Genomic DNA, 26,241 nt, shown 5'->3' with positions numbered 1-26,241 from the left:
TTATTTTTTCAATTTTGCAATGAAAAAGCTATTACAGTCGTGTAAATGGGTGAAACTCCTAAAGACCTTATCTCCAATCTCAGTGAATCCCTTTTCCCCCCATGAGAATGGGTAATCGACAAGCTCAAAACCTACTTTATTTATAGCGTACTTTATGTTTTCCTCATTCTCATCAATCCTTATTGAGCATGTAGAATAAGTCATTTCACCTTCTTTTTTTAGATTCCTGTAAGCGTTTCTTATCATGGCTTTTTGAACCTGAATAACCTTCTTTATCTTTTCCTCATCAAAGCGCCATTTAACTTCTGGAAACTGCCTATATGTTCCGGAAGAAGAACAAGGTGCATCAAGTATTATTTTGTCAAATTTTTCTTTGTCTTTAAATTTCATCCCATCAGCGTGCACAAGCTTAACGTTCTTAACTCCTAAGAGTTTCATTTTTGCCTCCATTTTCCTTAATCTCTCGAGAGAATAATCCACGGCCACTATCTCTCCAGAGTTCTCCATAAGATGAGCAGTATGGAACGTTTTGCTTCCGGGGGCCGCGGCAAGATCTAAAACTCTCTCACCTTTTTCCGGAGCAAGGACATGAGCAACATAAGCACTCGCTAAGTCCTGAATCACAAAATAGCCCTCTTTATACCAATCTAAACGGGTTATTGGTGTTTCATACTCTAAAATCTTTAGAACATCCTCTACTGGGGTTTTTGCTACTCTAACATTGTGTTCTTCTAAGTATTCCGCAAGTGTGTCGATGTCTGTCTTAAGGGGGTTCACTCGTACGTAATACCTTTGAGGCCTGTTGTTGCTTAATAAAAGGCGTATTGCGTTTTCGTATCCTAAAAGGTCTATAACGTACTCTACATACCAACGCGGATGAGAAAACTTCACACTTAAATACTCTATTCTATCCCTTTCCTTGAGCTTTTTTAGAGCTTTATCGAGATTAAATTTTTCTGCCTCTCTAAGAATTGCATTTACGAATTTTGCTTTGTTCAAATCATATTTTTCCTTTACAACTCTAACCACTGAATCTGTAGCTATTGCCGGATTGATTCCTTTAAACTTCATTTCAAATATGCCAATCCTAAGGAGATTGGCAAGGTAAAGATCAAGATCCCCGATCTTGGTTCCTTTGAGAACAGAGTTTGCAATAAAATCTATTTTCTTTCTCCATTTTTCAATTTCAAAAACATAAGCATGAGCCAAACCTCTTGCCTTTTCTCTGTCTTTTCCACTAACTCTTTTGAAAACTCGCTCTAGAGCGTTTTTCGATGAAAGCTCACGCTCCTCTATGAGGGTTAAGATGTCTGCAATCAGCTCATGAAGGGTTATTCTATAGAACAACTCCATGATTTTCGATTTGGAAGAGGGTTTAAAAATTTGGCGGAACTTTTATTTAATTTGAATTCCAGTTTATATCTGGTGGTATTTATGATACTGGACACTGATTACATAACAAGAGATGGCAAGCCCATAATTCGGATTTTTAAGAAAGAGAACGGGGAATTTAAAATAGAGCTTGATCCCCACTTCCAGCCCTATATCTATGCTCTTCTCAAGGACGACTCCGCTATTGATGAAATAAAGGCAATAAGGGGTGAGAGACATGGAAAAACCGTGAGAGTGCTAGATGCAGTTAAAGTCAAGAAAAAATTTTTGGGGAGGGAAGTCGAAGTCTGGAAGCTTATATTCGAGCATCCCCAAGATGTTCCAGCTATGAGAGGTAAGATAAGGGAGCACCCGGCTGTGGTTGACATTTATGAATATGACATACCATTTGCCAAGCGTTATCTTATAGATAAGGGCTTGATTCCTATGGAAGGAGACGAAGAGCTTAAGCTCTTTGCCTTTGATATTGAAACGTTTTATCATGAGGGAGATGAGTTTGGAAAGGGCGAAATAATAATGATTAGTTATGCTGATGAAGAAGAAGCTAGGGTAATTACGTGGAAGAACATCGATTTACCGTATGTTGACGTTGTATCCAATGAAAGAGAAATGATAAAGCGTTTTGTTCAAGTTGTTAAAGAAAAAGACCCGGATGTGATAATAACTTACAATGGAGACAATTTTGATTTGCCATATCTTATAAAACGGGCAGAAAAGCTTGGAGTTCGTCTTCTCTTGGGAAGGGACAAAGAACATCCTGAGCCCAAGATCCAGAGGATGGGGGACAGCTTTGCTGTGGAAATCAAAGGCAGAATACACTTTGATCTTTTCCCAGTTGTGCGAAGGACAATAAACCTTCCGACATATACGCTTGAGGCGGTTTATGAAGCAGTCTTAGGAAAAACCAAAAGCAAATTAGGGGCAGAGGAAATTGCCGCTATCTGGGAAACAGAAGAAAGCATGAAAAAACTGGCTCAGTACTCGCTGGAAGATGCTAGGGCAACATATGAGCTCGGAAAAGAGTTTTTCCCCATGGAAGCCGAGCTGGCAAAGCTTATAGGACAAAGTGTTTGGGATGTTTCTCGCTCAAGCACCGGCAATCTCGTGGAGTGGTATCTGCTAAGAGTGGCATACGCAAGGAATGAACTCGCACCAAACAAACCCAGTGATGAAGAATACAAGAGGCGTTTAAGAACAACTTACCTAGGAGGGTATGTAAAAGAGCCAGAAAAGGGTTTATGGGAAAATATCATTTATTTAGATTTCCGTAGCCTGTATCCTTCAATAATAGTTACCCACAACGTATCTCCAGATACCCTTGAAAAAGAGGGCTGCAGGAATTACGATGTTGCTCCGATAGTAGGATACAGATTCTGCAAGGACTTTCCGGGCTTTATCCCATCGATACTTGGGGACTTAATCACCATGAGGCAAGAAATAAAAAAGAAAATGAAAGCTACAATTGATCCAATAGAGAAGAAAATGCTTGATTATAGACAAAGGGCTGTCAAATTGCTTGCAAATAGTTATTACGGCTATATGGGATATCCAAAGGCAAGATGGTACTCGAAGGAATGTGCTGAAAGCGTTACCGCATGGGGGAGGCATTATATAGAAATGACGATAAGAGAAATAGAGGAGAAGTTTGGTTTTAAAGTACTTTACGCAGACAGTGTCTCAGGAGAAAGCGAGATCATAATAAGGCAAAACGGAAAGGTTAGATTTGTGAAAATAAAAGATCTTTTCTTTAAGGTGGACTACAGTATTGGCGAAAAAGAATACTGCATTCTTGAAGGTGTTGAAGCACTAACCTTGGACGATGATGGAAAGCTTGTCTGGAAGCCCGTTCCCTACGTGATGAGGCACAGAGCAAACAAAAGAATGTTCCGCATCTGGCTGACCAACAGCTGGTATATAGATGTTACCGAGGATCATTCTCTCATAGGTTATCTAAACACATCAAAAAAGAGAACTGCAAAAAAAATCGGAGAAAGGCTAAAGGAAGTAAAGCCAGTCGAATTGGGCAAAACAGTAAAATCTCTCATATGCCCAAATGCACCGCTAAAGAATGAGAATACCAAAACTAACGAAGTAGGGGTAAAATTCTGGGAGCTCGTAGGATTGATTGTAGGGGAGGGAAACTGGGGTGGAAATTCTAACTGGGCAGAGTATTACCTTGAACTTTCAACAGGCAAAGATGCAGAAGAGATAAAGCAAAAACTTTTAGAACCCCTAAAAACTTTCGGGGTAATCTCAAACTATTATCCTAAAAACGAGAAGGGAGACTTCAACATATTGGCAAAGAACCTTGTGAGATTCATGGAAAAGCACTTTAAGGACGAAAAAGGAAGGCGAAAAGTTCCAGAGTTCATGTATGAGCTTCCGGTTACTTACATAGAGGCATTTCTCCGGGGACTATTTTCAGCCGATGGTACTCTAACCATCAGGAAGGGAATTCCAGAGATTAGGTTAACAAACGTTGATGCTGACTTTCTAAAGGAAGTAAGGAAGCTTCTGTGGATTGTTGGAGTTTCTAATTCAATATTTGCCGAAACTAATCCAAATCGCTACAATGATGTTTCCACTGGAACCTACTCGAAGCATCTAAGGATCAAGAATAAGCGGCGTTTTGCAGAAAGGGTAGGCTTTCTAATCGAGAAAAAGCAGAAGAAACTTTTAGAATATCTAAAATCAACGACGGTAAAAAGAAATACCTTGGATTTTGACTTTGACCTTGTATATGTGAAAAAAGTAGAAGAGATACCATACGAGGGTTATGTTTATGACATTGAGGTCAAAGATACCCATAGGTTCTTTGCAAACAACGTCCTAGTACACAATACAGACGGCTTTTATGCAACAATACCTGGAGAACAACCTGAAATTATTAAAAAGAAAGCCATGGAATTCTTAAACTACATAAATTCTAAACTTCCAGGCCTGCTTGAGCTTGAGTATGAAGGTTTTTACTTGAGAGGATTTTTTGTCACAAAAAAGCGCTACGCAGTCATAGATGAAGAGGGCAGGATAACAACAAGGGGCTTGGAAGTAGTAAGGAGGGACTGGAGTGAGATAGCCAAAGAGACGCAGGCGAAGGTTTTGGAAGCTATACTTAAAGAGGGAAGTGTTGAAAAAGCCGTTGAGATTGTGAAAGATGTTGTAGAAAGAATAGCAAAATATAGGGTTCCCCTCGAAAAACTTGTTATCCACGAGCAGATTACCAGGGATTTAAAGGATTACAAAGCCATTGGTCCCCATGTAGCAATAGCAAAAAGACTCGCTGCAAAAGGAATAAAAGTGAAACCGGGTACGATAATAAGCTATATTGTTCTCAAAGGGAGCGGAAAAATAAGCGATAGAGTAATTTTGCTTACAGAATACGATCCTAGAAAACACAAGTACGATCCGGACTACTACATAGAAAACCAAGTTTTGCCAGCGGTACTTAGAATTCTCGAGGCATTTGGATACAGAAAGGAGGACTTAAGATACCAAAGCTCAAAACAAACCGGTCTGGATGCATGGCTCAAGAGGTAGCCCTCTTATCTTTTAAGCCAAGTTCCTCTGCAAGTCTCTCTATCTCTCTTTTGTATTCTGATATGTGATTTTCATTAACTATTAAGTAGTCTGCTAGGGCAATAACATTTCCAATTCCAAACTTGAGCTCTTTCCAGTCTCTAGCCTCAAACTCCCTCCATGTTTTTGGATCGTCGCTTCTTCCTCTTCTGCTTAGTCTTTCAAACCTTTTTTTCGGCGAGGAATGTACAGCTATTATGATTATCTTTTCATTTGGAAATGCATCTTTAAATGTCTGAATCTCATCTAAAGACCTTACCCCATCGATTATAACTGCCCTGTGACTCTTTAAGAGCTCCTTTACCTTTGGAATCGTTAGCTTTGCCACAGCATTATCCCCAAGTTCCTGTCTCAACTGGATGCTCACATTGTTCATTCCTTCTGGAGTTCTCGGAATTCCTCTTTTGTCAGCTTCCTCCCTTACGATATCTCCCATAGAAACGTGGGGCACTCCATACTTCCCAAAAATTTTCACTATCTGGCCTTTTCCAGAACCAGGCATTCCCACTATACAGATTATCATTGCCCACACCCACCTAACGCTAATTGATTTAAAAAGGTTGCTCATTTAAAAAACTCATCCAGCGTTCCTTTTCTTGCTTTTTTCTTCATTTTAACCTTTGGGAGTTCCACCCCAAAGTGCTGATATATCCTCTCCAAGATCCCGACTCCGATTCCCTCCACCTTTAGAAGTTCGCTGGGCTTTGCTTTTACGATGTCTTCTACGCTCTTAAAGCCCGCATTGTAAAGGGCTCTTGCTCTCTTTCTGCCTATCATCGGGAGGCTTGTGAGTTCAAGTAGCTCCTCTCTCACTCCATATTTGACTCTTAAGTGGAGTTGCTTTAAGAAATCCAGAATCTCTTTTTTAGGACTGGAAAGCTTGTATAATTCAATTAGGGAATACATAAGCCAATCTGCCAGTTCCAGTATTCTGTAGAGATCTCCCGTGTCTATGTCATAAGTTTCCAAGATTCTTGCCTCAGGAACTTCGTTAATCCAGTCAAGGAGGAGTTTTGCTGTTTTTACCTCCCCAAGGAACTTTTCAAATTTGTAGTCCTCCCAGTAGGGAATGCTATGATAAAAATAATTTTCCATTTCATATGCATAGTCAAGAATATCTTCCTGTTCTTTGCGTCTTATCCTTAAAGATGTCATGTCCGGGGTGGAAGCTAAAAGATGAAAAATACCCAGCGGGTTTGGATTTGTCTCAAGCTTCTCAAAAGCATCTTTGAACTTTTTAGCCGTTAATGGATCAAGATATAGCTGAGAAGTTCTTATTCCGAAGGGAAGGGGCATAAACTGATCGTTTAGGTCAATGTCAATGAACTCATTTTCAAGCAGGAAGTAGACTATATCCTTAGCCTTTCCTTCAAGGGCTTCAAGGTTCTTCCGCTGGTGGTAGTAGAAGGTTTTTTCTAGGAATTCTATGAGCCCTCTAAAGTTCTTAACTCCGAAATTGGTTATTAAGGCAAGAATCTGACTTCTAAATGATGCTTCATTTGAGAGCATTGAAAAGAGATTTTCTGGCTTGCCGAAGATGTATCTTTTCATCAGGTCTTCTGGTTTTTCAGTTTTTGCAATTATTATTGCTTGTCCCTCTTTGTCGTATTTAGGTCTTCCCGCCCTTCCCATCATTTGCTGTATCTCCAAAACAGGAATATCACTCCATCCGAAGTTGGAATAACGCTTTGTGTCCCTAATTATAACGCGATATGCCGGCAGGTTTACGCCAGCGGAAAGGGTTGGAGTAGCTGTGATTACTTTTATAAGACCTTCTCTAAATGTTTCTTCTACAATGGAGCGCTCTTCTCTCCCTAGGCCTGCATGGTGAAAGGCTACCCCTTTCTTTAGGGCTTCTTTGAGTTTCTCGTTGGTTGGAGTGCTCTCAAGTTCATCCGCTATTTGCCTCAGTCTTCTCTCTTCGGGCTTGCTTAAAAATCTCTGGACTTTCCCCCCTAATAGAAGGGCTTCTTTTTCGGCACTTCTTCGGGTGTTGACAAAGACAAGCACTTGTTTATCTTTTTTTAAAGCGTCAATAACGAGGGAATCCCATTGACTTGGAAATTTTTCAATACCCCCATCTTCCCAGAAAAGTTGCCCATGGTGAAAAACACCTCTTTTTAGGCTTACAGGGCGCCATTCACTTACTATTAACTCTGCGTTTAACCACTCTGCAAGCTCTTTGGCATTTCCAATGGTTGCACTTAATCCTAAAATTTGAGCCTTATTCATTAAATGGGAGAGAATCATTTCTAGGGTAGCTCCTCTGTCGTATGAGCCGAGAAGATGAATTTCATCGGCAACTATAAGCTTGACATCTTTTATCCATGGGGACTTATGGCGAAGCAGAGAGTCAAATTTTTCTGATGTTGCTATGATAATGTCGTATTTTCCAAGCCACTCCTCTGCACTGTCATAATCTCCAGTTGTCACTGCTATCTTGATCCCTAACTTTTCCCAGAACTTGAATTCCTTGTATTTCTCCTCGGCAAGTGCTTTTAAGGGGACAAGATATACTGCCTTTCCTCCCTCACGGAGAATCTTGTTTATCATCACTATTTCCGCAACAAGGGTCTTTCCAGAGGCAGTAGGGATGGCTAAAATCAAGTTACCTCCGCTAAGCACCTTAGTTTTTAATGCCTCTGCTTGAGGGGGATACAGCTCTTCTATACCTCTCTCGAGTATCAGCCTTATAATTCTCTCATCCACTCCCAGTGATTTAAGTTCCTCTACCTTCATACCTATCAGCCCAAATAAAAGAAAAGCGTTTATATAGCTTTTTGAAATATTAAGCCTCATGAGGATTGGGGTGTTATAGTTCGTTTATCTCATGATAACGAAATAATTTTTGTCAGATGTATTGAAAATAAATGCGAAAACCTTAAATTATAGAACATCTCTAAAAAGACTGACAACAAAATCTGGTGATGTAAATGGTTAGGGCATACATTTTGTTAACAATTGAAATCGGGAAGGTTGAGAAGGTAATAGAAGAGATAAAAGCAATTCCAGGAGTTTTAAAGGCCGATGCTGTCACTGGACCATATGATGCAATAGTCGAACTTGAGGCTGCCGATTTAGGAGAGCTCACAAGAAAAATCCTGCACGACATACACAACATAGACGGAGTAATTGACACGACAACTGCAATAGTTGTAGAAACAGAGGAGTAAAGTTATTTTTTCCTGCGTGCTTTTCTAAATTCTCTAACCTTTTGAGCTATTAGCTTTAGAGTTTTTGATTTTCCGTGCTTGCTTTCTACAATAATCCTGCCTTTAACTCGTAGTTCATCATCTAGTCCTGCAAGCCTTGGATTTAGAGCCTCTTTATTGACTTCTATAATCGTAATTCCCAGAGCTTTAGCTGCGTCTATTATCTCATCTATATTGGGCTTTTCCACTGCAAGATTTTTCGGAACTTCTCTGCCGTACTTCCGTGGAATCCTAGAGTCTATTTCGTTTGTCCATATTACGAACTTGCTCATTTTGAACACCTAAAAAGTTTAAAAGCTTTGGCATTAAAAATTCTTTGGTGAGAACATGGAAGTTGATTCACTTACCGAGTTTTTAAAAACGCACTCTACACCGGGTGATTTCATTCTCGTAGAATATCCCTCGTTGTATCCCCTCGAAAATCTGATATGGGGAGAGCTTATACCCTCTCTTTCCAATCGTGAGATCTTAATAGATGACTTTTTTGGTGTGGGTGATCTGTTATTTAGGGATTATCTAAGGAAAAGCTCTCCCGAAAAATATAAAGTGTTAATGGAGTCCACAAAGAAGATAAAGGCAATAAGGATAGGGCCCGGTAGAACAAGCTACGCCTCCGCAGTTGAAGAAATGCCTGTTACATATGAGATCTCCGAGTTTATGAGGAATTATTATAATGCTCTAATGAAGCTCTCTTCTCCTTCAACAAAAGTTGAGTATTCAATAACCCTTGACATATCTCAGTATATTTACTTCGGTGGGGATAAGGCACTTAGAGCAATTTTGTTTACAAGAAGCACGCTCCCGTTTGAAGACTGGACTTCTATTTATTTTGTGAATAATGATATATTAGATAAACAGCAAATTGCTGTTTTAAGGGAGCTTGCAAGCAAATCAATAAAGATTCGAAAAGAAGGAAATCTCTACAAGCTTGAAATAGAGGAGTAGTTCGGTGGTTAAAATGATAAAACAGGGAGATAAAGTTGTGTTGCTTGACCCTAGAGGAAAGAGGTATCTTATAACAGTAAAAGAAGGGGAATTTCATACAGACTTGGGCAAAATAGATTTAAGCGAACTTTTGAGGAGGGAGTTCGGGACTTTTGTGGAATCCCATAAGGGGTACCAGTTTAGAGTTCTCAAGCCAAGAATAGTTGATTATATTGACAAGATGAAAAGAGGACCCCAGATAATTCATCCAAAAGATGCTGCCCAGATAGTAGCATTTGCAGGGATCTCTCCGGGAGATGTTATAGTGGAAGCAGGGGTAGGGAGCGGTGCATTAACGCTTTTTTTGGCCAATATTGTTGGTCCTCAGGGAAAAATAATTGGTTATGAAGTGAGGGAGGATTTCGCAAAGCTCGCATGGAGAAACATTGAGTGGGCAGGCTTTGCGGATAGAGTTAAGATAAAGCTAAAGAACATCTATGAGGGTATTGATGAGGAAAATGTGGATCACGTCATCTTAGATCTTCCACAGCCGGAGAACGTTGTGGAACATGCAATAAAAGCTCTAAAGCCGGGAGGATTTTTTGTTGCATACACTCCTTGTATAAATCAGGTTGACAGACTGTACAAGAAGTTAAGAGAGCATAAAGCTCACTTTACGAGGCCTAGGACAATCGAGTGTTTGGTGAGGGAGCAGGAAGTTAAAGAGGAGTGCATAAGGCCAAGAACAACCATGCTGGCACATACAGGTTACATAACTTTTGTTAGGAAGAAATAATTTCTTCTTTGTCTCTATCGGTTTCTTTGTGAGTTTTTTATCTTATCCATTATTTTCTTATGTGCCTAGCATAACCTTTGGTTTACAATAATTTTATAAATACCTTGAGTTTTGAACAAAAGTAGATGATCAAATCTGAACTCATGTACGGAGGTGTTCATTATGTACGAGATACTGGAGAAGAAAGAAATTGCCGCTAAAAATGTTTTGTATAAAATTCACGCCCCGCATATAGCTAAGAAGGTTCAACCGGGTCAATTTGTTGTAGTCAGAGCATTCGAGAACGGAGAAAGGATTCCTCTAACTCCCGTGATGTGGGATTCCGAAGAAGGGTGGATAATACTAGTGGTTTTCATAAGGGGGAAGACTACCCTTAGAATGAACGTAGAACTAAAAGAAGGGGATAAAATACTGAATATAGCCGGTCCATTAGGCAATCCAGCTCCAATGGAAAAATTTGGAAAGATTTTGGCAATAGGAATGATGACCGGGATAGTGGAAGTTTACCCAATAGCTAAAGCGTGGCAGGAAATTGGGAACGAAGTGATAACCCTTCATATAGCCCCAGAACCAATGGTTCTCCTTAAAGAAGAGTTAGAAAATGCAGTCTCAAAACATGTAATAGAAAGCTTCCCACTTAAAGAGGGTATGGGAATGCCCGAAATATTCAAAGAACTTGTCACAAGGGGGCAAGCAAAGGTAAGGGAGCTCATTGAAAAGGAGAAGCCAGATTTGGTCTTTATGGTCGGACCGGCAGGAGGGCAGAAGGCTATTTTCGAAGTGGTTAAAGAATATGGAATTCCCATGGAAGTTGACCTTCATCCCATAATGGTTGATGGGACTGGGATGTGTGGTGCGTGTAGAGTTACCGTCGGAGGAGAAGTTAAATTTGCATGTGTGGATGGTCCAAGCTTTGATGCTTATAAGGTAAACTGGGACGAGCTTATTGCTAGGTCCGGGTTCTATACTGACTTGGAAAGAAAGGCTCTGGAAGATTATCTCGCTAAACTCCAGCAAGGGGGTGTTCAATGATGGCCCTTATCAAGGAAAGAGTTCCCACTCCAGAAAGACCCGTGGAAGAGAGACTTAAAGGTTTTATGGAAGTTAATTTGGGTTATACATTTGAGCTTGCCGTTAAAGAAGCGGAGAGATGTCTTCAGTGTAATCCTGCACCCTGTACTCAGGGATGTCCTGTTCACATAGACATTCCCGGTTTCATAAGAAAGCTCCGTGAGAACAAGGATAATCCAGAAAAAGCCGTTAAAGAGGCATTAGAAGTTATCTGGGCGTGCAACACTTTGCCTGCGATTACTGGCAGAGTTTGTCCCCAAGAAGACCAGTGTGAAGCCCCTTGTGTCATGGGTAAAGTTGGAGAGCCCATAAACATTGGAAAGCTTGAGCGCTTTGTGGCAGATTATGCAAGAGAAAAGGGTATAGACGAGAAGCTGCTTCAGGAAATTATCCCAAAAATTGAAAAGAAGAAGGAGAAAATTGCTGTTATTGGGGCCGGGCCAGCTGGATTAACATGTGCCGCAGAATTGGCCAAAGAGGGCTATCAAGTTACAATATTTGAGGCCCTCCACAAGCCCGGAGGAGTTCTTGTTTACGGAATCCCTGAGTTTAGACTGCCAAATGATACCATAGAAAAGGAGCTTGAAAAGCTCAAAAAGCTTGGCGTTGAGATAAAAACTGACTACATTGTGGGAAGGACTGTAACATTCGATGAACTTCTTGAAGAGTATGATGCTATTTTTATAGGAACTGGTGCTGGAACCCCCAAACTTCCAGATATTCCTGGGATTAACTTAAACGGTATCTATTCAGCGAATGAGTTCTTAACAAGAGTCAATCTTATGAAAGCTTATGCATTCCCGGAATATGACACTCCTATCAAGGTGGGTAAGAAGGTTATAGTCATTGGAGCTGGCAACACTGCAATGGACGCTGCAAGGACTGCAAGAAGGCTTGGAGCAGAGGTCACAATAGCATATAGAAGAGGAGAAGAAGATGTTACAGCAAGAGTTGAGGAAGTTGCGCATGCCAAAGAAGAGGGAGTTAGGTTTGAGTTCTTCCTCAATCCAATTGAGTTCATTGGCGACGAAAACGGAAGAGTAAAGGCAGTGAAGTTCATGAAAATGAAAGCCCTTGAAGAAAGAGACGCAAGAGGAAAGAGAAAAATTGTGCCTACTGGAGAAACCGTGATTCTTGAGGCAGACACGGTTGTGATAGCAATAGGCAAAACAACAAGCAAACTCCTTAGGATGACACTTCCCCAGATAGAAGCGGATGAATATGGGGTAATAAAGGTTGATGAGAACCTAATGACCAACATTCCTGGAGTCTTTGCTGGTGGGGATGCTATAAGGGGAGAGGCAACTGTTATCCTGGCAATGGGCGATGGAAGAAAAGCCGCAAAGGGAATTAAGCAATATTTGGAAGAAAAACGAAAGAACACCTGATATCCCCTCTTTATTTTAATTTCTCGAACTATCGAATAATGTTTATAAGGCGTTTTCTAAATTTAGATAGGCGATGAAGACCTCTAGGGTATCTGAACTGTGATGATGGTCAAGTGCTGAGCCGCTAAACGTATAAACCCTTGTGCCTTACTGTTTTCGATGGACTATGAGCTTGGAAGAAATTTTAGAGGAAGAGGATTTGGGAATTGAGATCCTCCATCCTGGCGGATTGGAAATTACGAGGGAGCTAGCAGAACTCTGCGGCATTAACGAAAAATCCAAAGTTTTGGATGTGGCATGCGGTACCGGCGAAACTGCCTGTTTTTTAGCAGCAACCTTTAGTTGTGAGGTTGTGGGAATTGACGCTTCTCCTTTAATGATAGAGAAAGCAAAGAGGAAAGCAAAAATGAGAGGAGTGGAAACAAAGACCACTTTTATCTTGGGTGATGCTCACAAATTGCCTTTTCTAGATAATACTTTTGATGTTGTTATTTCAGAGTGCACGCTCTGTCTTCTTAACAAGGAGGTTGCATTAAAGGAAATGGTTCGGGTAGTTAAGCCAAATGGCTATGTGGGAATACACGATGTTGCCTGGAGAGAAGATGCACCTGAAACGCTGAAGCTAAAACTTAAGGAGATTGAAGGGGAAGAACCAGAAACCATCGATGGATGGAAAAAACTTTTTGAGAAAGCTGGTCTTGTAGATGTTGTTGTGATCGATAAGTCCCATTTAATCCCTGAGTGGATGAAAAAAATGAGGGAAGAGGTTGGTCTTTGGGGAGAGCTGAAGATATTCTTAAGAATACTTAGAAAAGAAGGGCTAAGGGGTTTGAAGAATGCTTGGGAGTCAATGAAGATATTTGAAAATCCCTATACCGGTTATGTTATTGTAGTAGGAAGAAAACCACCTAAGTAGTCTTCTCCCCATCTTCTTCCTCCTCGATTTCTTCAAGTATATGCTCAAATCTCTTGAACTCATCTGTCTGAGCTACTAACGTGATGAATTCATCTATTTCGTCTTTTTCAAGGAAGGAACCGACTAGAAGCCTGCCCGTATATCGGTTGTTTCTGATTTCCCAGAACATGTAGAATTCAGGGAATTTATTCTTTATTTTTCTGTAAGCTACCCCGTACTTTGAATCCTTAAGCGGATTTTGCTCAAGGAAAAAGTGGTTTTTGGAGACCTCTATCATGTGGAGAAGAGCTCCTCTTTTGGTTCTAACTATCTTAACCTTCACCGGTTTTTCTTCCAGAACCCTCATTCTACCACCAAATAAAATAGGGGTAGAATAACTTAAACCTTTCTCTAGACAAGCTTTCCCATACTGAGCACTCTGGGAGATATGAAAGCTCCAAGTTCTTCCTTTTTCTTTCCCACAGCGGTTATGGAGTTCATAAATTCAAAAACATTCCCCACGAGCATGTTATCCTTAAAGGGGATGAGTTCGCCGTTTTTAGCAATATAACCGAGCCCCACTGTTAATGAAAAGTCTCCGCTTATTGGATTTGCCGTGTGCTCGCCAAAGACCTTCCTTATTATGACCCCTTCAAAATCCTCAAGATTTTCCTCTTTTCCTCCTACAATTATGTTACTTGTCCCTATATGGGGAGGAGTCCTAAAGTCCCTCACAGCATTTCCTGTGCTTTGCATTTTCAAAAGCCTCGCATAGGTTTCATCTAGGAGGAAGTTTTTCAATATGCCTTTTTCAACCAAGACCGTCCTTTGAGAGGGATTTCCTTCACCGTCGAAGGAATAACTTGCTATTTTGCCCTCCAAGGTGGCATCATCGACAAGGGTAAAGGACTCACTTGCCACAATTTCTCCCACTTCTCTAAATCTGCTCCTTTTGTGGTATACACTGTCTCCTCTCAGGTTTGAAAGAAACAGCCCAAGGACAGATGCAACTGAGTGGGGTTCCAAAGCTATTTCTCCCTCAAAAGAATCCAGAGGCTTCGCATTGTAACTCAGCTCGGTCTCTTGCAGGGCTTTTTCGAGTCCTATATCCAGCTCTCTTTCGAAGTTCATCATAGTTCTTGATGCCTTGTAGTAGTCTCCACTTCCAACTTTTCCATCTTTTCTAACGATGTAAACGCTAAAGCTCATTGCTGTTCCCTCTTCTTCCATCTCGATCCCGTTTGAGTTCACTATACCATCTTTTGCCACGCCAAAGGCCAATCTTCCTGAAAAAGTATAGCTTTTTCCGTATTTCTCTCTTAGCTCACGCTCCCTTTGGGCTATTTCCTTTCCCAAATCTAAAGCTTCTTCAAACTCTAGCTCTGCTATTCGCTTATCATAAATTCCATTAACTTTTGTAGTCGGCTTTTTTTCGGGGAATCCGTAGAACTTTACCTCTCCGACCTTTGCAAGTTTTATAGTTTTTTTAACAAACTTTTCAAGCTCTTCTTTTGAGTGGTTTAACCCGGTTATATAAGAAAAACCCTGCTTTCCATTGTATCCAACTCTAAGGCCAATCCCGGAGTGATACTTTCTTTGGGCTCTCTCAAGCTCACACTTTTCGATTTTAAATGAACTTCCTCTACCAATCTCCCAGTAAATCTCCCACTCAATGTTCTCGCGGTTTAGGATTTTAACCAGCTCATCTATCATCTTCTCACCCGCCCTTCATAAGCCAGAAAAGATTAAAGATTTTTGGTGAAAAGATATATATATCCCTTCAAGAAAATTATCTCAGGTGAGGAAATTGAGAGCCCTTCCATTAATTGTAGCCCTTATTGTTATCCTGAGCGGGTGTCTAGGAGCTAATACATCCTCTCAAAGTTCTTCTTCAGAATCTTTAACCTCATGCCCCCTTACTCATCCCGGATATGGAGAGTTCAATGTAAAGAACGTCATTTTTAAGTCACTGGATGGCCAAATATTAGAGGAAAATCCCTCATTCCTAATGCCTCCCAACTCCACAATAACAATTAAAGGAGTAATTTTCGCTAAGAGATATAAAATAAACAACATAGTCTGCTACTATGGGGGAAAAGCTGAATTAAAAGCCTTTTTGGGAAGTGCAAACGAAGTCGAAAGCTGGCATTATTTAGAAGGAACACTAAGGGAGGTAAAGAATATAAGCGTTGAGATAGCTCCAAGGGAGGCTTTTATCTTCCCGGGAAAAAATGCAACCTTTGAGGTGGAAATCAGTGCTAAAAACACCCACGTTGGACAGAACTACTATATTTACATAGTGGCGTTTGGAGAAGGTGGATGGAAGAGCTGGAGCAGAATTGAAGTAAAAATCTGGGGATCAGAGGAGACCTCCCACTAGGGCCTTAGTTAAGACATGCGGTCCCCCGTCGTCAACAGATACCCACTGCCCCTTTCCACAGTATCCGGGGAATTCAATTTTAAGATCTCTCCCGATTGCCCTTATGTTCTTAAGAACGTCTATAATTTTACCTGAAAGCGCGACGTCTCTTATAGGTGTCTTTATCTCCCCGTTCTCGATTACATACCCCTCCTTCGCTCCGAACATAAAGGTGCCGTTCGCTATATCCACTTGTCCACCTTTGTCCCCTATGAGATACAATCCGTTTTTAACCTCTTCAAGCATTTCCTCAAAGCTCCAGTCTCTGGGCTCTATATATGTGTTGCTCATTCTCACGAGGGGCTGGTAGTTGTAGCTCTGTGCTCTCCCATGACCATTAGGCTCAAGCCCAAAGAAGGCTGCAGTTTCTCTGTCGAGGAGGTATTCCCTTAAGATTCCATCTTTTATGATTTCTACTCTCTTTGCTTTAATCCCTTCATCGTCGTAAAGATAAGAGCCGAACTTTCCTTTTAAGGTTGGATCATCGACAACAGTAAGCTCCTCAACGGCTATCTCCTTCCCGAGCTTTCCTTCCAGTATGCTTTCCCCGTTTTTAACGGCATCCCCCTCTGCTGCATGCCCAAGGGCTTCATGGATGAAAACTCCAGCAAGTTCGGGATCAATTATCACATCAAACTCTCCTGAGGGGGGTAGAGATGCGTTTAAAAGTTCTCTAGCTTTGTTCTTCACAAAAGAAGCCCAATATTCAAGATCAACCTTTTCTATCGTTTCCCATCCTACTGTGCCTCCAAAAACTTTCCAATACGTTTGCATGTCGTTGCCTTTTTTTGCAGTAACAGAAAAGCTCAAGCGGATTTTAGGAACTACTGTTCTGATCTCACTCCCAATGGAGTTAAAATAAAACTGCTCCTTTATCCCATCTCCGTAGGCTATCCTTCTGTTGGGCAGGTCTTTTTCCATCAGCAGGGAATCCAGCTCTTTTAGAAGGGCTATTTTCTCTTCCAAATCCACATCAGAAAATGGCTTTTTAACCCTTATTTTTGCATCATCCTTAATTGGGTCTCCAATGTAAATTTTTGAATTGCCTTTTGTGGTTTTTGCAATTTTCATTGCAGTTTCAATGGCCTTTTCAGCCCTTCTAATGTCATTTGCTGACGAGAAGCCCCAGGAGCCGTCAAAAGCTCTAACACCAATCCCAATCTCCATATTTGAAGAGATATCTTCAAAGTGGGAATTTTGTATTTCAATATGGGTTGCGCTTATTTTGGCTATCCTAACCTCATAATAAGGGATCTCGTACTTTTGACTTAGCTTCTCGGCTTTTTTGATCAGTCCTTCAACTTCCATAGAACCCCCAGATAAGGGAACCGACCAGGGTTTATATTGTTTTTGGAAAAGGAGAAGAAAAAAGAAAGGTCAGTAGTCAACTTCTCCCCTTTCCTTAAGCTCTTTGTACATTCTCCATGTTATGATTGGCTTTTTAGCTGCAAGGACATCATCCACTCTCCTAACTGCCGTGTTGTGTGGAGCACTCTTGACTATCTCTGGATTAGTGTATGCTTCTTCGCTGATCTTCTTGAGTGCTTCAACGTAAGCGTCAAGCTCTTCCTTGCTGACCGTTTCTGTTGGCTCGATCATCAATGCCTCATGCACTATAAGTGGGAAGTAAATTGTCGGGGCGTGCAGTCCAAAGTCGAGCAATCTCTTAGCAACGTCTAAAGCTTTTACACCTGTCTCTTTCCTCATGGGCTCTGCTGAAAATACCACTTCGTGCTTCCTAAGTTCTTTATGGGGTAGCTCGTATCCCCGTGTACCCTTTAATTTTTGCGTGAGGTAGTTGGCATTCAGCACGGCAACTTCAGCAACTTCCCTAAGCCCTTCTCTTCCCATCATTTTAAGGTATGTGAGTGCCCTAACAAGTACTGTGAAGTTTCCATAAAATTCCTTAACTTTCCCAATGCTCTTTGGTAGGTCGTAGTTTAGATAGTACCTCTCTCCGTCGAATTCTACTAATGGTACTGGCAGATACTCTACGAGGTGCTCTTTTACACCTACAGGTCCTGCTCCGGGGCCGCCACCTCCGTGAGGCGTTGAGAACGTCTTGTGAAGGTTTATGTGAACAACGTCAAAGCCCATGTCTCCGGGTCTTATCTTGCCAAGAATTCCGTTTAAGTTTGCACCATCATAGTAGAGCAATCCTCCGGCTTTGTGAACTATTTTTGCTATCTCCAGAATGTCCTCCTCGAAAATTCCCAAAGTGTTGGGATTTGTGAGCATTATTCCTGCCGTTCTTTCGCTTACCGCATTTTCTAAAGCCTCCAAGTCAACCATTCCCTGCTCATTTGAGGGTATCTCTATAACCTTAAAGCCGGCCATTGCTGCGGAAGCTGGATTTGTACCGTGGGCTGAATCGGGAACTATTATCTCATTTCTCTGTGTTTCTCCCCTATCGAGGTGGTATGCCCTTATTATCATAACTCCGGTGAATTCACCATTAGCTCCAGCTGCGGGTTGTAATGTAAAGCGATCCATCCCAGTAATCTCTTTAAGCCACTGCTCAAGCTCCCACATTATCTGCAGGGCACCTTGAACAGTTCTTTCATCTTGGTAAGGATGGATGAAAGCAACTTTAGGATGGTTGGCAAATTCCTCGTTTATCTTGGGGTTATATTTCATCGTACAAGAGCCTAGGGGGTATATGCCAGAATCAACGCCATAGTTCATTTCGCTTAGTCTTGTATAGTGCTTGACTATCTCCGGTTCACTCAGCTCTGGAAGTTCAAGGCTTTTTCTCTTTAAATCCTCTGGAATTTGGACGTCAACGTCTTCAATAGGTTCTGGAAGGGTAAACCCGACTCTTCCGGGCTTTGAAAGTTCGAAAATTAAAGGTTCATCCCATTTAGCTTGCCTGAACATTTTTACCACCTCACAGCTCCGCCTCGTTTATTATCTCTCTAACATTCTCTATTAGCATCTCTATCCACTCTCTCCTAGTTGTTTCAGTTACTGCCAATAAAGCACTCTCGCCGAGCTCTGGGAAGTGTGGTTTTAGATAGAAACCGCCGTGTATTCCTTTCTCAAGCAGCCTCTCATGAATAACTGAGTAAGGAATCTCAAATGTAGCTGGAACATCCTTGAAGTTAATTGCATCGAACGGTATTTCGGCGACCTCGCTTAATCTCTTCTTGAAATACGCCGTGTTCTTCAGGATTATTTCTCCGAGCCTCTGCAGCCCCTTTGGCCCAAGGGAAGCTAAGTGGATTGCAGCTGCAACAGCCACGAGGGCTTCGTTTGAACATATGTTCGATGTTGCCTTTGCCCTCCTTATATGTTGTTCTCTTGTCTGAAGTGTCATCACAAAAGCCCTTTTGCCTTCTGCATCTCTTGTCATTCCAATAATTCTCCCTGGCATCTGTCTTATGAGGGCTCTTTCATTTTTAGTGGCGAATATTCCTGCCCTTGGACCTCCGAAGTTTAGTGCGCTTCCAAGAAATGATGCTTCACCTACCACAATGTCGGCCCCTAAGTTACCGGGAGCTTCTACTATTCCTAGGATTGTCGGATCTACGCCCACTACAAATAGAGCGCCGTTTTCATGAGCGATCTCTCCAATTTCTTTTACCTGTTCTTCGATTATTCCAAAGAAGTTGGGGAGCTCAACATAGACTCCGGCGGCGTCTTTTACCTTCTCCTTCAGATCCTCAAGATCGATCTGTCCCTTTTCATTCCATTTTACGTATTCTATCTCTATATCCGCTCCTTCTACAAAGGTCTTGAGAACTTTGTTTCTTTCCGGATGGAGATGTTTTGGAACTACAAACTTGGTCTTTTTATTAACTCTAGCTGCCATTCTAGCGGCTTCGCCAAGTGCAGTTCCCCAGTCATACATCGAGGCATTTACAATCTCCAGCCCTACAAGCTCTCCGATCAAGCTCTGGTACTCAAAAAGCGCCTGCAGCATTCCCTGGCTTATTTCCGCTTGGTAGGGGGTATAGGAGGTTATGAATTCACTTCTCTCTATGAGATACTTTACATGAGCTGGTACGTAGTGGAAATAAGCTCCAGCACCAAGAAAAGTTGGCATCTCAAGGACAGTCTTGTTTTTGTTGAGAATCTCGTTCATCTCGAGGAAGACTTCATATTCGCTCTTGCCTTCTGGAAGGTTAAACTCCTTGACAAATCCTTTTGGAACATCCGAGAAGAGATCTTCAATGGTCTTGAAGCCAATTTCTCTAAGCATTTCCTCTTTGTGTGCCGAGTTTGGGATGTAGTGTTTACCCATGTTCCTCACCCTTTGAAATTATCATCTGAATATTTTGTTCCACTGAAATATATGCTTTGTGGAGGGCAAAACTTAAAGGGGATAGCATTCATTGAGCTAGTGGCAGAATAACAAGGGGGATTTAATAATGATAATAGCTTTCGACTTTGATGGAACGCTTGTGGATAGCTACTCCGTTATACAGGAAGCCTTTAGAAGGGCGTTAAAAAAACATTTTCCCTGGCTTCCTTTCAAAGGGTTATTTGCTAAAATTCTCACTATGGTGGAGCTTTACTTTGAACGGCCAAAGTTTGGAAAACACAGGGGCAAAATAAAACAACCAAGATTTTTCAAGACCAAATTCGCCCGCACATGGTTTGAAGAGAGGGCAAAACTCTCAAAGCCAATTGACGATTCGAAAGAACTCCTGAAAAAGCTTAAAGAAGAAGGTCATATTGTGATATCCTTTTCTGCAGAGGATTTTTTAGACGGAATGAAAGAGTACAGGTTGAAAATGAGCGGTTTTCATGAACTTTTTGATGATGTGATAATTTTTGGGACGGACATGACGCTCTGCGAAGCCTTTCAGCTTGTCAGGGAAAGATATGGAAACGAAATTTTTGTATGGGTGGACGACAAGCCGTGGCGGTTTATAGGGCGGGGAGACGAGAACACGGAGTACGTTTGGTACTATTTTCCTCCGACGGCAAAATACGTCACCAGAGAAATCTTAGACCGGATCCCGCACCTTCACGTTATTCAAGATCTCTGGAGCATTTTTGATGTAATAGAGAGGATAAAAAGCGAGAGAAGTTAATCACCGCTTATATACTCAAGTGTATCCTCAATGAATTCATTAAGATCTTCATCGCTCACATCTTCAATTCTGAGCTCAAAAGCTTTTCCAAGCGCCCATCTTACTGCTATATTTCCTTTGTCACTCTCCACTATAACAAGACCAAAGGGCATGTCCCCTGCCCAATGGTGCTTGGAAAACTTTATCTTAAAGCCCCTTTTCTCCAGTTCTTCCAATATTCTCTTATACGTCTCGTAAGGAGCTAAATCTGTCTTTGCAAATCCTATATAGGCCATGATATCACCAGCTTTAGCTCTTAATCCAAATTTAAATATTTTTCGGTTAGCCTAACAAAATTCAATATGTTTAAAAATGCCGAAGAATAATCCCAACCATGCATGAGCTCCTTCCCCAGAAGGCTATTAAAATTAAAAATTCAATCATAATAGCGGATCTGCACATTGGATATGAAGAGAGCATGGCAAAGGAAGGTGTTTATCTCCCAAAAGCCTTTAGACAGATGGTTGACTCTGTTGTTGCCCTTCTCAAAGAAGAACGTCCAAAAAGATTAATAATAAACGGCGACCTCAAGCATTCATTCATTCCCCTCAAGCGGGAAAAACTCGAGCTCAGGGCATTCTTTGAGCGTACGCTCCCTCTTGTGGAGGAAGTGGTTGTTGTAAGAGGCAACCACGATGTAGGAATAGGCTGGATTAGAGAACTTGGTGTGGAGGTTGTTGATGAACTTGAAGTTGGAGGGTGGAAGATAGTACACGGCCATAAGCTTGTTGAGGGGGAGAGGTTTATAATAGGACATGAGCACCCTGCAATAAGGCTCAGGGATGAGGTTGGAGCACTAATAAAAGTTCCAATATTTTTGGTGGGTGAAACTCTGATAGTGCTCCCAGCTTTTTCTCCATGGGCATATGGAAATGACATCCTCAGGGAAATCGTGTCCCCCTTCCTTAAAGATGCCAGTCTTTTCAACCTTAAGGTTTTTGTCCCCTTAGACAAAGAACTTCTGGACTTTGGGAAGCTTGGAGATCTAATTAGGGCACTCCAAAGAATTTGACCGCAAGGATTAAAATCAAAAGAACCAAACTTTTTTCTGGTGATGATATGGATGTACTGAGTGCCATAATATTCTTCGCCTATGCCCCAGCTCTTGCTCTGCTCTGGTATTTCTACCACGAGGATAAGTATGAACCCGAGCCCAAACGCTATGTTATAGCAACGTTCATCTTAGGAGGTACTCTCTCTGTTGGTGTTGCAATGATCTTGGAGGCCTTTTTAGTACAAGGGGAGTTCGGATATGCCATCTTACCAGCAACCGCATTTTACATGGCACTTGTGGCTGGCCTCGTGGAAGAACCGGCAAAAGCTCTAGCCATTAGGCTTCCATTTAAGGCAGGGCAAATGGATGGGATAATGGATGGTGTAGTTTATGGTGTTGCAGCGGGACTGGGGTTTGCAGCCACTGAGAATTTCTTATACGGGATTGGCTTTGGGGTTGGTACTACCATAGTGAGGGCTTTCTTAACACCTTTTGCCCATGCTACTTGGAGCGCAATAGTTGGCGTTGGATACGGGCTGAAGGCAGAGGGGAAAGTTCAAAGCATCTCAAGTTATTTTGCCCTCGCTATACTGCTCCACTTTCTATGGGACTATTTTGCATTCTTAAGCCTTGCAATTCCCTCGTATTACATCTTCACTATACTGCTGATTTTTATCAACATAGCCCTTGTTAGGTATTTCATAATGCTTGGACAAAGGGAAGATCTTGAAAGAGCATGGTGGTACTGGTTCGTTAGGAGGTGAAAATATGAAGGAAAAAATAGAGCGAGCTCTCTTTGAAGCGAGGCCGTACATCGAATACTACGAAGAGCTAAAGAGAAAAGTTGAAGAAATAAGTTCAAGGGCCCAAGACGAGATTTCCTTCGTAAAATCTTTGGAAGAGGAAATAAGGAACTCACAAGAGCCTTTTAAAACAGATTTGAGGATATTCCTTCAAAAGTTTAACTCTCTCTAGCGGTTGTGTTTCTAATAATTTTCGAAAATTTTTATTTTATTTGAAGATTTTTCTGAAATAATGACAATTCTTGAGCACCTATGATTTATGAAAATACATTCATGAATTTCTTCCCTGCGTCCTGTGCTTTTTACATGTCCTATGATAAAAGTGCAACATGATTGCTTTTTTGCAAGTTATGTTGGTTTATAGTTCTCTCTAACGAATATAATCGATCTAGAAAACTTTATATGTGCAAAAAAGGCAGGATGTCTTGCTTTTGTATTCCGGGTATATAGAATACGCCACATGTACAAAAATGTACGGAGGGTTGAAAATGGAAAGGTATGTGGGGCAGAGCGTTACAAAAGGAGAAGAAAGCTATAGGGAAGTAACACCAGTCGCTGTAATCTTGGGAGTTCTTTGGGGAGCTTTCATGGCTGCAAGTTTTACCTACGCAGGAATGATTATGGGCTTCACCTCGGGAGGTTCTGCAATAGCGGCGATTGTTGGTTGGGGTATCCTTAGGGGAATATTAAAGAAGGGTACGGTCGTTGAAAACAATATAGTCCAGACAATTGCATCAGCAGTGAATATTTCCGTTTCTGGTGTTATATTCACGATACCAGCCCTTTACATAATGGGTCTTCACCAAGAGATAAACACAATGTACTTCTTCCTAGCAACAGCTGCTGGGGCAATTTTGGGTATAACCTTCATAATTCCACTCAGAAAGCAAATGATCGAGATAGACAGGCTTAGGTTTCCAACAGGTACTGCAGTGGCCACAATACTAAAAACTCCCGGTAGCGGTATAGAGAAGGCAAGGCTATTGTTCCTTGGCATGATTATCAGCGCCCTAGTTTACCTGATCCAGCAGTTTCCAATATTTGGGTTACCTCACATAATACCTGAAGTCGTCGATCTTGGGTCACTATTTCATCTTCCAGAATGGGTTAATCTAACTGTAGCACTCTCACTCATGGTATTTGGTATGGGATTGATCACAGGGAGGAATGGTCTAATAGTACTTGCCGGGGGTGTGCTTTCCTATTACATTATAACCCCAGTGGTTAAAGCCCTTGGATGGATACCAGCTGATGTTCAAGGTAGTGCTATAAGCGGCTACGTTTATGGAACTATGACAAGACCTCTTGGTATAGGAATGCTTCTTGGCGGTTCAATAGCGGGGCTGATACTATCTCTCCCAGTGATTGCAGTAGCTATGAAAAGTCTTGCACAGGCGAGCAGAGTAAAAGACAAAAATGGGAATAGTGAGGAGCTCCCAATATACTACCTACTTGGTGGAGCAATTTTGGCATTTGCACTGCTTTTAATAACAGCGTACAAGCTTGGAGGCCTTGGATTTGGTAGAAGTTTTCTTACTGCTTTAGTTGGCGTTGCGTGGATTTTCATAGCTTCACTTCTCGTAGCAATGTCTACTGGAATGACCGATTGGAGTCCAGTATCAGGCCTCTCCTTAGTCTCAGTTATGATACTTCTCTATTTGACCCACAAGAACGTTCCACTTACAATCTTAATGGGAGCAACTGTTGGTGTTGCCATTTCGGGTGCTGCAGATATGATGCAAGACCTCAAGACAGGTCATATGGTAGGTGCTATTCCTTCAAGGCAGCAAAAAGTTGAGCTCTTAACTGCCTGGCTTGGCCCAATAATCGCTCTAACTGTAGTCGGCCTTATATGGAATGCTTATGGCATTGGAAACGACAAAGTTCCAGCACCTCAGGCAATGGCGCTTAAGTCAATGGTTGAGGCAGTCCTTGGAGGAAGTGTTCCAGTAGACAAGTTCATAGCGGGAGGATTGCTTGGCTTTGTCCTCTCACTCAGTGGAATTCCAGGGCTTGGTGTCCTTGTAGGACTTTCAATGTACCTTCCAATGCTCTACATCATCCCCTATGGAATCGGATGTATTGTAAATGAGATTGCAAAGAGAAAGAAGGGCCACGAGTTCATTGTCGAGAAAATGCTCCCATTTGCTGCTGGGTTAATGGTTGGAGAAGCCGCCATGACCTTGCTCTTTGCCGTGCTTACAGTAGCTGGGGTACTTCATCCATGAGGTGGTGCATATGAAAAAGCTCATTGGGAACGTCATAATTACCGTTGGATTAATTGGAGGGGCAATAGCATCTGCCAAAAATCCACCGATATGGACTGCGGTTGCTGGTGCACTCTTCATTATGGGGATAGGGATAGCATTGAGAAAGCAGGGAGAGAAGGAAGATCTACACAAAGCAGCGGCTAATGGTCTAGGGGGAGCAGAAGGGCTTAAAGCACTCCTTGATAGCTCCCTGAAAGAAATCGAGAAAATCATCGAAGAAAAAGAGAGAGACCTAGACAGAGCCCGAGACCACTTAGGAAAAGTCCTAGAGACATTGGAAACGTTTGCAGAAAAAGCCCAGCCACTTAGGATAAAAGGAATCAAGTTCTATGGAGAACTCATGACGAGTTTTAGCAAAGCCGAAAGGCACTTAAACAGGGCTTGGAGTGCCTATGCAGATGGATACATTGGAGAAGGAGATACCTACTTAGAGTCCGGATATGCCCAGCTAAGGGAGATTTCGAAACTCTTGAAATCCAAGAACTAACTTTTTCTTTTTTCTTCTAATCTATGAAAAAAGGATAAATACTCAAAAAACAAGATAATTTTGGTGAACGATATGAAGAAACTCTCTAGTCTGATTTTGGTTGTTCTTATAGCTGTCAGTGTCTCTGCTTGTGTTTCAAAAGAAAGTTCTACACAATCTATAACACAATCCTCTACGCCTCCAGAGTATCCAACTGCAAGCGAGAGCTCTAATAGTTTTACCACAAGTCAAATAGCAGTGGATAAGGAGGATATAATTAAAGCTATTGAAAAAGTCGAGAAATATGAGTTTACTGCTCAATATTCTACAATCCCAGAGGGGGATACCCAAGTAACTTCCAGAGGAGGATTTGATTATAGCAAAGAGGAAGCCTTTTGGGAGATTATCAGTAAAAGCGGAAATTTTGTTACATATTCAAATGAAACCGTTTGGAATGACTCAATTTATTACTCTTCTCTTGTTAAACAAGATAGCAAGGTAGTCCAAAAAGGAGAAGTTACCTCTACAATAGAGGAGTACTTTGAAAAAGTCCTTAAAGGGCGTACAGAGATTGCAACGCCAGAGGAATTCAAGCAATGGCTTTTCAAAGGCCCAGATCCTACAAGAAACCCGCTTTATTACGTTAGAGACATTCTCATCAATGCGAGCTCAGTTACGGCAGTGAAAGAAGGAGATAGTTACATCGTAACATTTACCTTCACAAAGGAGGAACGAACAAGCATTAATTCTGTGCAGAAAGTCATAGCAATTCAAGGAACAGGAAAATTGTGGCTCCAAGATAACCTACCTACGAGAGGTGAAATAGAAATTACAAGAACAACAAGCTATGTAGGATTGGAGGAAAGTCCTACAACATTAAATGCCAAGATAAAGTTTGAAATAATCTACCGGTATCAACCTCCGGAGTGGGTTACGGGATTACTAGATGATTTTTGA

Annotated in this window: 25 protein-coding genes; 15 read left to right on the top strand and 10 right to left on the bottom strand. The window is 41.5% G+C overall.

What is annotated here, in order from left to right:
- Nucleotides 1–1,353, bottom strand: coding sequence for an RsmB/NOP family class I SAM-dependent RNA methyltransferase (locus tag ACZ5NL_RS01135; RefSeq protein ID WP_464842519.1), 1,353 nt, complete (start codon nucleotides 1,351–1,353; stop codon nucleotides 1–3).
- Between the two features lie 81 nt (nucleotides 1,354–1,434).
- Between ACZ5NL_RS01135 and ACZ5NL_RS01130 the strand changes: the two genes are divergently transcribed.
- Nucleotides 1,435–4,929 (top strand): DNA polymerase domain-containing protein, encoded by a 3,495-nt coding sequence (locus ACZ5NL_RS01130; protein WP_464842518.1) that lies wholly within the window; start codon nucleotides 1,435–1,437, stop codon nucleotides 4,927–4,929.
- Here the strand turns inward: ACZ5NL_RS01130 and ACZ5NL_RS01125 are convergent.
- Both ACZ5NL_RS01125 and ACZ5NL_RS01120 read right to left on the bottom strand, forming a co-directional pair.
- A complete protein-coding gene (locus ACZ5NL_RS01125) occupies nucleotides 4,919–5,491 on the bottom strand; it encodes a dephospho-CoA kinase (protein WP_464842517.1) in 573 nt (190 codons plus the stop codon). The genes ACZ5NL_RS01130 and ACZ5NL_RS01125 overlap by 11 nt on opposite strands.
- Before the next feature lie 41 nt (nucleotides 5,492–5,532).
- The gene (locus tag ACZ5NL_RS01120; protein ID WP_464842516.1) at nucleotides 5,533–7,707 is read right to left on the bottom strand and encodes an ATP-dependent DNA helicase; all 2,175 of its coding nucleotides are present in this window, start codon (nucleotides 7,705–7,707) and stop codon (nucleotides 5,533–5,535) included.
- Between the two features lie 194 nt (nucleotides 7,708–7,901).
- On the opposite strand from ACZ5NL_RS01120, the gene ACZ5NL_RS01115 reads away from it, so the two are divergent.
- The gene (locus tag ACZ5NL_RS01115) at nucleotides 7,902–8,141 is read left to right on the top strand and encodes an Lrp/AsnC family transcriptional regulator (protein WP_087037882.1); all 240 of its coding nucleotides are present in this window, start codon (nucleotides 7,902–7,904) and stop codon (nucleotides 8,139–8,141) included.
- 2 nt (nucleotides 8,142–8,143) lie between these two features.
- On the opposite strand, the gene ACZ5NL_RS01110 is transcribed toward ACZ5NL_RS01115, so the two are convergent.
- Entirely contained in the window at nucleotides 8,144–8,452 is a 309-nt protein-coding gene (locus tag ACZ5NL_RS01110) for a signal recognition particle protein Srp19 (RefSeq protein ID WP_464842515.1), read from the bottom strand.
- A 55-nt stretch (nucleotides 8,453–8,507) separates the two neighbouring features.
- Between ACZ5NL_RS01110 and ACZ5NL_RS01105 the strand changes: the two genes are divergently transcribed.
- The 5 genes from ACZ5NL_RS01105 (at nucleotide 8,508) to ACZ5NL_RS01085 (ending at nucleotide 13,275) form a co-directional block, all read left to right on the top strand.
- On the top strand, nucleotides 8,508–9,125 hold the full coding sequence (locus ACZ5NL_RS01105; RefSeq protein WP_464842514.1) for a DUF257 family protein: 618 nt from the start codon (nucleotides 8,508–8,510) through the stop codon (nucleotides 9,123–9,125).
- A gap of 13 nt (nucleotides 9,126–9,138) precedes the next feature.
- Complete coding sequence (locus ACZ5NL_RS01100; RefSeq protein ID WP_464843510.1) at nucleotides 9,139–9,900, top strand: tRNA (adenine-N1)-methyltransferase; 762 nt, start codon at nucleotides 9,139–9,141, stop codon at nucleotides 9,898–9,900.
- Nucleotides 9,901–10,062: 162 nt separating this feature from the next.
- Nucleotides 10,063–10,932 carry a sulfide/dihydroorotate dehydrogenase-like FAD/NAD-binding protein gene (locus tag ACZ5NL_RS01095; protein ID WP_464842513.1) on the top strand — a complete coding sequence of 290 codons (870 nt, stop codon included), beginning with the start codon at nucleotides 10,063–10,065 and terminating at the stop codon, nucleotides 10,930–10,932.
- Entirely contained in the window at nucleotides 10,929–12,359 is a 1,431-nt protein-coding gene (gltA, locus tag ACZ5NL_RS01090; protein WP_464842512.1) for an NADPH-dependent glutamate synthase, read from the top strand. The genes ACZ5NL_RS01095 and gltA overlap by 4 nt, the downstream gene beginning before the upstream one ends.
- Nucleotides 12,360–12,525: 166 nt before the next feature.
- Nucleotides 12,526–13,275: a class I SAM-dependent methyltransferase gene (locus ACZ5NL_RS01085; RefSeq protein WP_464842511.1), complete on the top strand. Its 750-nt coding sequence runs from the start codon at nucleotides 12,526–12,528 to the stop codon at nucleotides 13,273–13,275.
- Here ACZ5NL_RS01085 and ACZ5NL_RS01080 read toward each other — a convergent pair.
- Both ACZ5NL_RS01080 and ACZ5NL_RS01075 read right to left on the bottom strand, forming a co-directional pair.
- Nucleotides 13,268–13,621 carry a DUF7132 family protein gene (locus tag ACZ5NL_RS01080; protein WP_464842510.1) on the bottom strand — a complete coding sequence of 118 codons (354 nt, stop codon included), beginning with the start codon at nucleotides 13,619–13,621 and terminating at the stop codon, nucleotides 13,268–13,270. The genes ACZ5NL_RS01085 and ACZ5NL_RS01080 overlap by 8 nt on opposite strands.
- 44 nt (nucleotides 13,622–13,665) lie before the next feature.
- Nucleotides 13,666–14,967: a TldD/PmbA family protein gene (locus ACZ5NL_RS01075; protein WP_464842509.1), complete on the bottom strand. Its 1,302-nt coding sequence runs from the start codon at nucleotides 14,965–14,967 to the stop codon at nucleotides 13,666–13,668.
- 85 nt (nucleotides 14,968–15,052) lie between these two features.
- On the opposite strand from ACZ5NL_RS01075, the gene ACZ5NL_RS01070 reads away from it, so the two are divergent.
- On the top strand, nucleotides 15,053–15,634 hold the full coding sequence (locus ACZ5NL_RS01070; protein ID WP_464842508.1) for a hypothetical protein: 582 nt from the start codon (nucleotides 15,053–15,055) through the stop codon (nucleotides 15,632–15,634).
- Here ACZ5NL_RS01070 and ACZ5NL_RS01065 read toward each other — a convergent pair.
- The 3 genes from ACZ5NL_RS01065 to gcvPA form a co-directional block, all read right to left on the bottom strand.
- Nucleotides 15,614–16,981: a TldD/PmbA family protein gene (locus ACZ5NL_RS01065; RefSeq protein ID WP_464842507.1), complete on the bottom strand. Its 1,368-nt coding sequence runs from the start codon at nucleotides 16,979–16,981 to the stop codon at nucleotides 15,614–15,616. The two genes, ACZ5NL_RS01070 and ACZ5NL_RS01065, sit on opposite strands and share 21 nt — an antisense overlap.
- A 69-nt stretch (nucleotides 16,982–17,050) precedes the next feature.
- Nucleotides 17,051–18,550 (bottom strand): aminomethyl-transferring glycine dehydrogenase subunit GcvPB, encoded by a 1,500-nt coding sequence (gene gcvPB / locus ACZ5NL_RS01060; protein WP_464842506.1) that lies wholly within the window; start codon nucleotides 18,548–18,550, stop codon nucleotides 17,051–17,053.
- 10 nt (nucleotides 18,551–18,560) lie between these two features.
- Nucleotides 18,561–19,916 carry an aminomethyl-transferring glycine dehydrogenase subunit GcvPA gene (gene gcvPA, locus ACZ5NL_RS01055; protein ID WP_464842505.1) on the bottom strand — a complete coding sequence of 452 codons (1,356 nt, stop codon included), beginning with the start codon at nucleotides 19,914–19,916 and terminating at the stop codon, nucleotides 18,561–18,563.
- Between the two features lie 127 nt (nucleotides 19,917–20,043).
- Here gcvPA and ACZ5NL_RS01050 point away from each other — a divergent pair, with 127 nt between their 5' ends.
- On the top strand, nucleotides 20,044–20,712 hold the full coding sequence (locus ACZ5NL_RS01050) for an HAD family hydrolase (RefSeq protein WP_464842504.1): 669 nt from the start codon (nucleotides 20,044–20,046) through the stop codon (nucleotides 20,710–20,712).
- Here ACZ5NL_RS01050 and ACZ5NL_RS01045 read toward each other — a convergent pair.
- Nucleotides 20,709–20,987 carry a hypothetical protein gene (locus ACZ5NL_RS01045; protein WP_464842503.1) on the bottom strand — a complete coding sequence of 93 codons (279 nt, stop codon included), beginning with the start codon at nucleotides 20,985–20,987 and terminating at the stop codon, nucleotides 20,709–20,711. The genes ACZ5NL_RS01050 and ACZ5NL_RS01045 overlap by 4 nt on opposite strands.
- 98 nt (nucleotides 20,988–21,085) lie before the next feature.
- On the opposite strand from ACZ5NL_RS01045, the gene ACZ5NL_RS01040 reads away from it, so the two are divergent.
- From ACZ5NL_RS01040 to ACZ5NL_RS01015, 6 genes are all read left to right on the top strand, one after another.
- Entirely contained in the window at nucleotides 21,086–21,763 is a 678-nt protein-coding gene (locus ACZ5NL_RS01040) for a metallophosphoesterase (RefSeq protein WP_464842502.1), read from the top strand.
- 47 nt (nucleotides 21,764–21,810) lie between these two features.
- Nucleotides 21,811–22,509 (top strand): PrsW family intramembrane metalloprotease, encoded by a 699-nt coding sequence (locus ACZ5NL_RS01035; RefSeq protein WP_464842501.1) that lies wholly within the window; start codon nucleotides 21,811–21,813, stop codon nucleotides 22,507–22,509.
- 4 nt (nucleotides 22,510–22,513) lie between these two features.
- Complete coding sequence (locus ACZ5NL_RS01030; RefSeq protein ID WP_464842500.1) at nucleotides 22,514–22,720, top strand: hypothetical protein; 207 nt, start codon at nucleotides 22,514–22,516, stop codon at nucleotides 22,718–22,720.
- 316 nt (nucleotides 22,721–23,036) lie between these two features.
- Nucleotides 23,037–24,776 carry an OPT family oligopeptide transporter gene (locus ACZ5NL_RS01025; RefSeq protein ID WP_464842498.1) on the top strand — a complete coding sequence of 580 codons (1,740 nt, stop codon included), beginning with the start codon at nucleotides 23,037–23,039 and terminating at the stop codon, nucleotides 24,774–24,776.
- Nucleotides 24,777–24,786: 10 nt separating this feature from the next.
- Nucleotides 24,787–25,305 (top strand): cell division protein, encoded by a 519-nt coding sequence (locus tag ACZ5NL_RS01020; protein WP_464842496.1) that lies wholly within the window; start codon nucleotides 24,787–24,789, stop codon nucleotides 25,303–25,305.
- A 63-nt stretch (nucleotides 25,306–25,368) separates the two neighbouring features.
- Nucleotides 25,369–26,241, top strand: a complete 873-nt coding sequence (locus ACZ5NL_RS01015) for a hypothetical protein (RefSeq protein ID WP_464842494.1) — start codon at nucleotides 25,369–25,371, stop codon at nucleotides 26,239–26,241.

Source organism: Thermococcus aegaeus, from assembly GCF_055393685.1.
This window is presented reverse-complemented; position numbering and strand designations above follow the sequence as displayed.

Coding starts and splice junctions, on each gene's coding strand:
- ACZ5NL_RS01135 (WP_464842519.1), bottom strand. CDS start 1,353: ATGGAGTTGTTCTATAGAATAACCCTTCATGAGCTGATTGCAGACATC.
- ACZ5NL_RS01130 (WP_464842518.1), top strand. CDS start 1,435: ATGATACTGGACACTGATTACATAACAAGAGATGGCAAGCCCATAATT.
- ACZ5NL_RS01125 (WP_464842517.1), bottom strand. CDS start 5,491: ATGATAATCTGTATAGTGGGAATGCCTGGTTCTGGAAAAGGCCAGATA.
- ACZ5NL_RS01120 (WP_464842516.1), bottom strand. CDS start 7,707: ATGAAGGTAGAGGAACTTAAATCACTGGGAGTGGATGAGAGAATTATA.
- ACZ5NL_RS01115 (WP_087037882.1), top strand. CDS start 7,902: ATGGTTAGGGCATACATTTTGTTAACAATTGAAATCGGGAAGGTTGAG.
- ACZ5NL_RS01110 (WP_464842515.1), bottom strand. CDS start 8,452: ATGAGCAAGTTCGTAATATGGACAAACGAAATAGACTCTAGGATTCCA.
- ACZ5NL_RS01105 (WP_464842514.1), top strand. CDS start 8,508: ATGGAAGTTGATTCACTTACCGAGTTTTTAAAAACGCACTCTACACCG.
- ACZ5NL_RS01100 (WP_464843510.1), top strand. CDS start 9,139: ATGATAAAACAGGGAGATAAAGTTGTGTTGCTTGACCCTAGAGGAAAG.
- ACZ5NL_RS01095 (WP_464842513.1), top strand. CDS start 10,063: ATGTACGAGATACTGGAGAAGAAAGAAATTGCCGCTAAAAATGTTTTG.
- gltA (WP_464842512.1), top strand. CDS start 10,929: ATGATGGCCCTTATCAAGGAAAGAGTTCCCACTCCAGAAAGACCCGTG.
- ACZ5NL_RS01085 (WP_464842511.1), top strand. CDS start 12,526: ATGAGCTTGGAAGAAATTTTAGAGGAAGAGGATTTGGGAATTGAGATC.
- ACZ5NL_RS01080 (WP_464842510.1), bottom strand. CDS start 13,621: ATGAGGGTTCTGGAAGAAAAACCGGTGAAGGTTAAGATAGTTAGAACC.
- ACZ5NL_RS01075 (WP_464842509.1), bottom strand. CDS start 14,967: ATGATAGATGAGCTGGTTAAAATCCTAAACCGCGAGAACATTGAGTGG.
- ACZ5NL_RS01065 (WP_464842507.1), bottom strand. CDS start 16,981: ATGGAAGTTGAAGGACTGATCAAAAAAGCCGAGAAGCTAAGTCAAAAG.
- gcvPB (WP_464842506.1), bottom strand. CDS start 18,550: ATGTTCAGGCAAGCTAAATGGGATGAACCTTTAATTTTCGAACTTTCA.
- gcvPA (WP_464842505.1), bottom strand. CDS start 19,916: ATGGGTAAACACTACATCCCAAACTCGGCACACAAAGAGGAAATGCTT.
- ACZ5NL_RS01050 (WP_464842504.1), top strand. CDS start 20,044: ATGATAATAGCTTTCGACTTTGATGGAACGCTTGTGGATAGCTACTCC.
- ACZ5NL_RS01045 (WP_464842503.1), bottom strand. CDS start 20,987: ATGGCCTATATAGGATTTGCAAAGACAGATTTAGCTCCTTACGAGACG.
- ACZ5NL_RS01040 (WP_464842502.1), top strand. CDS start 21,086: ATGCATGAGCTCCTTCCCCAGAAGGCTATTAAAATTAAAAATTCAATC.
- ACZ5NL_RS01035 (WP_464842501.1), top strand. CDS start 21,811: ATGGATGTACTGAGTGCCATAATATTCTTCGCCTATGCCCCAGCTCTT.
- ACZ5NL_RS01030 (WP_464842500.1), top strand. CDS start 22,514: ATGAAGGAAAAAATAGAGCGAGCTCTCTTTGAAGCGAGGCCGTACATC.
- ACZ5NL_RS01025 (WP_464842498.1), top strand. CDS start 23,037: ATGGAAAGGTATGTGGGGCAGAGCGTTACAAAAGGAGAAGAAAGCTAT.
- ACZ5NL_RS01020 (WP_464842496.1), top strand. CDS start 24,787: ATGAAAAAGCTCATTGGGAACGTCATAATTACCGTTGGATTAATTGGA.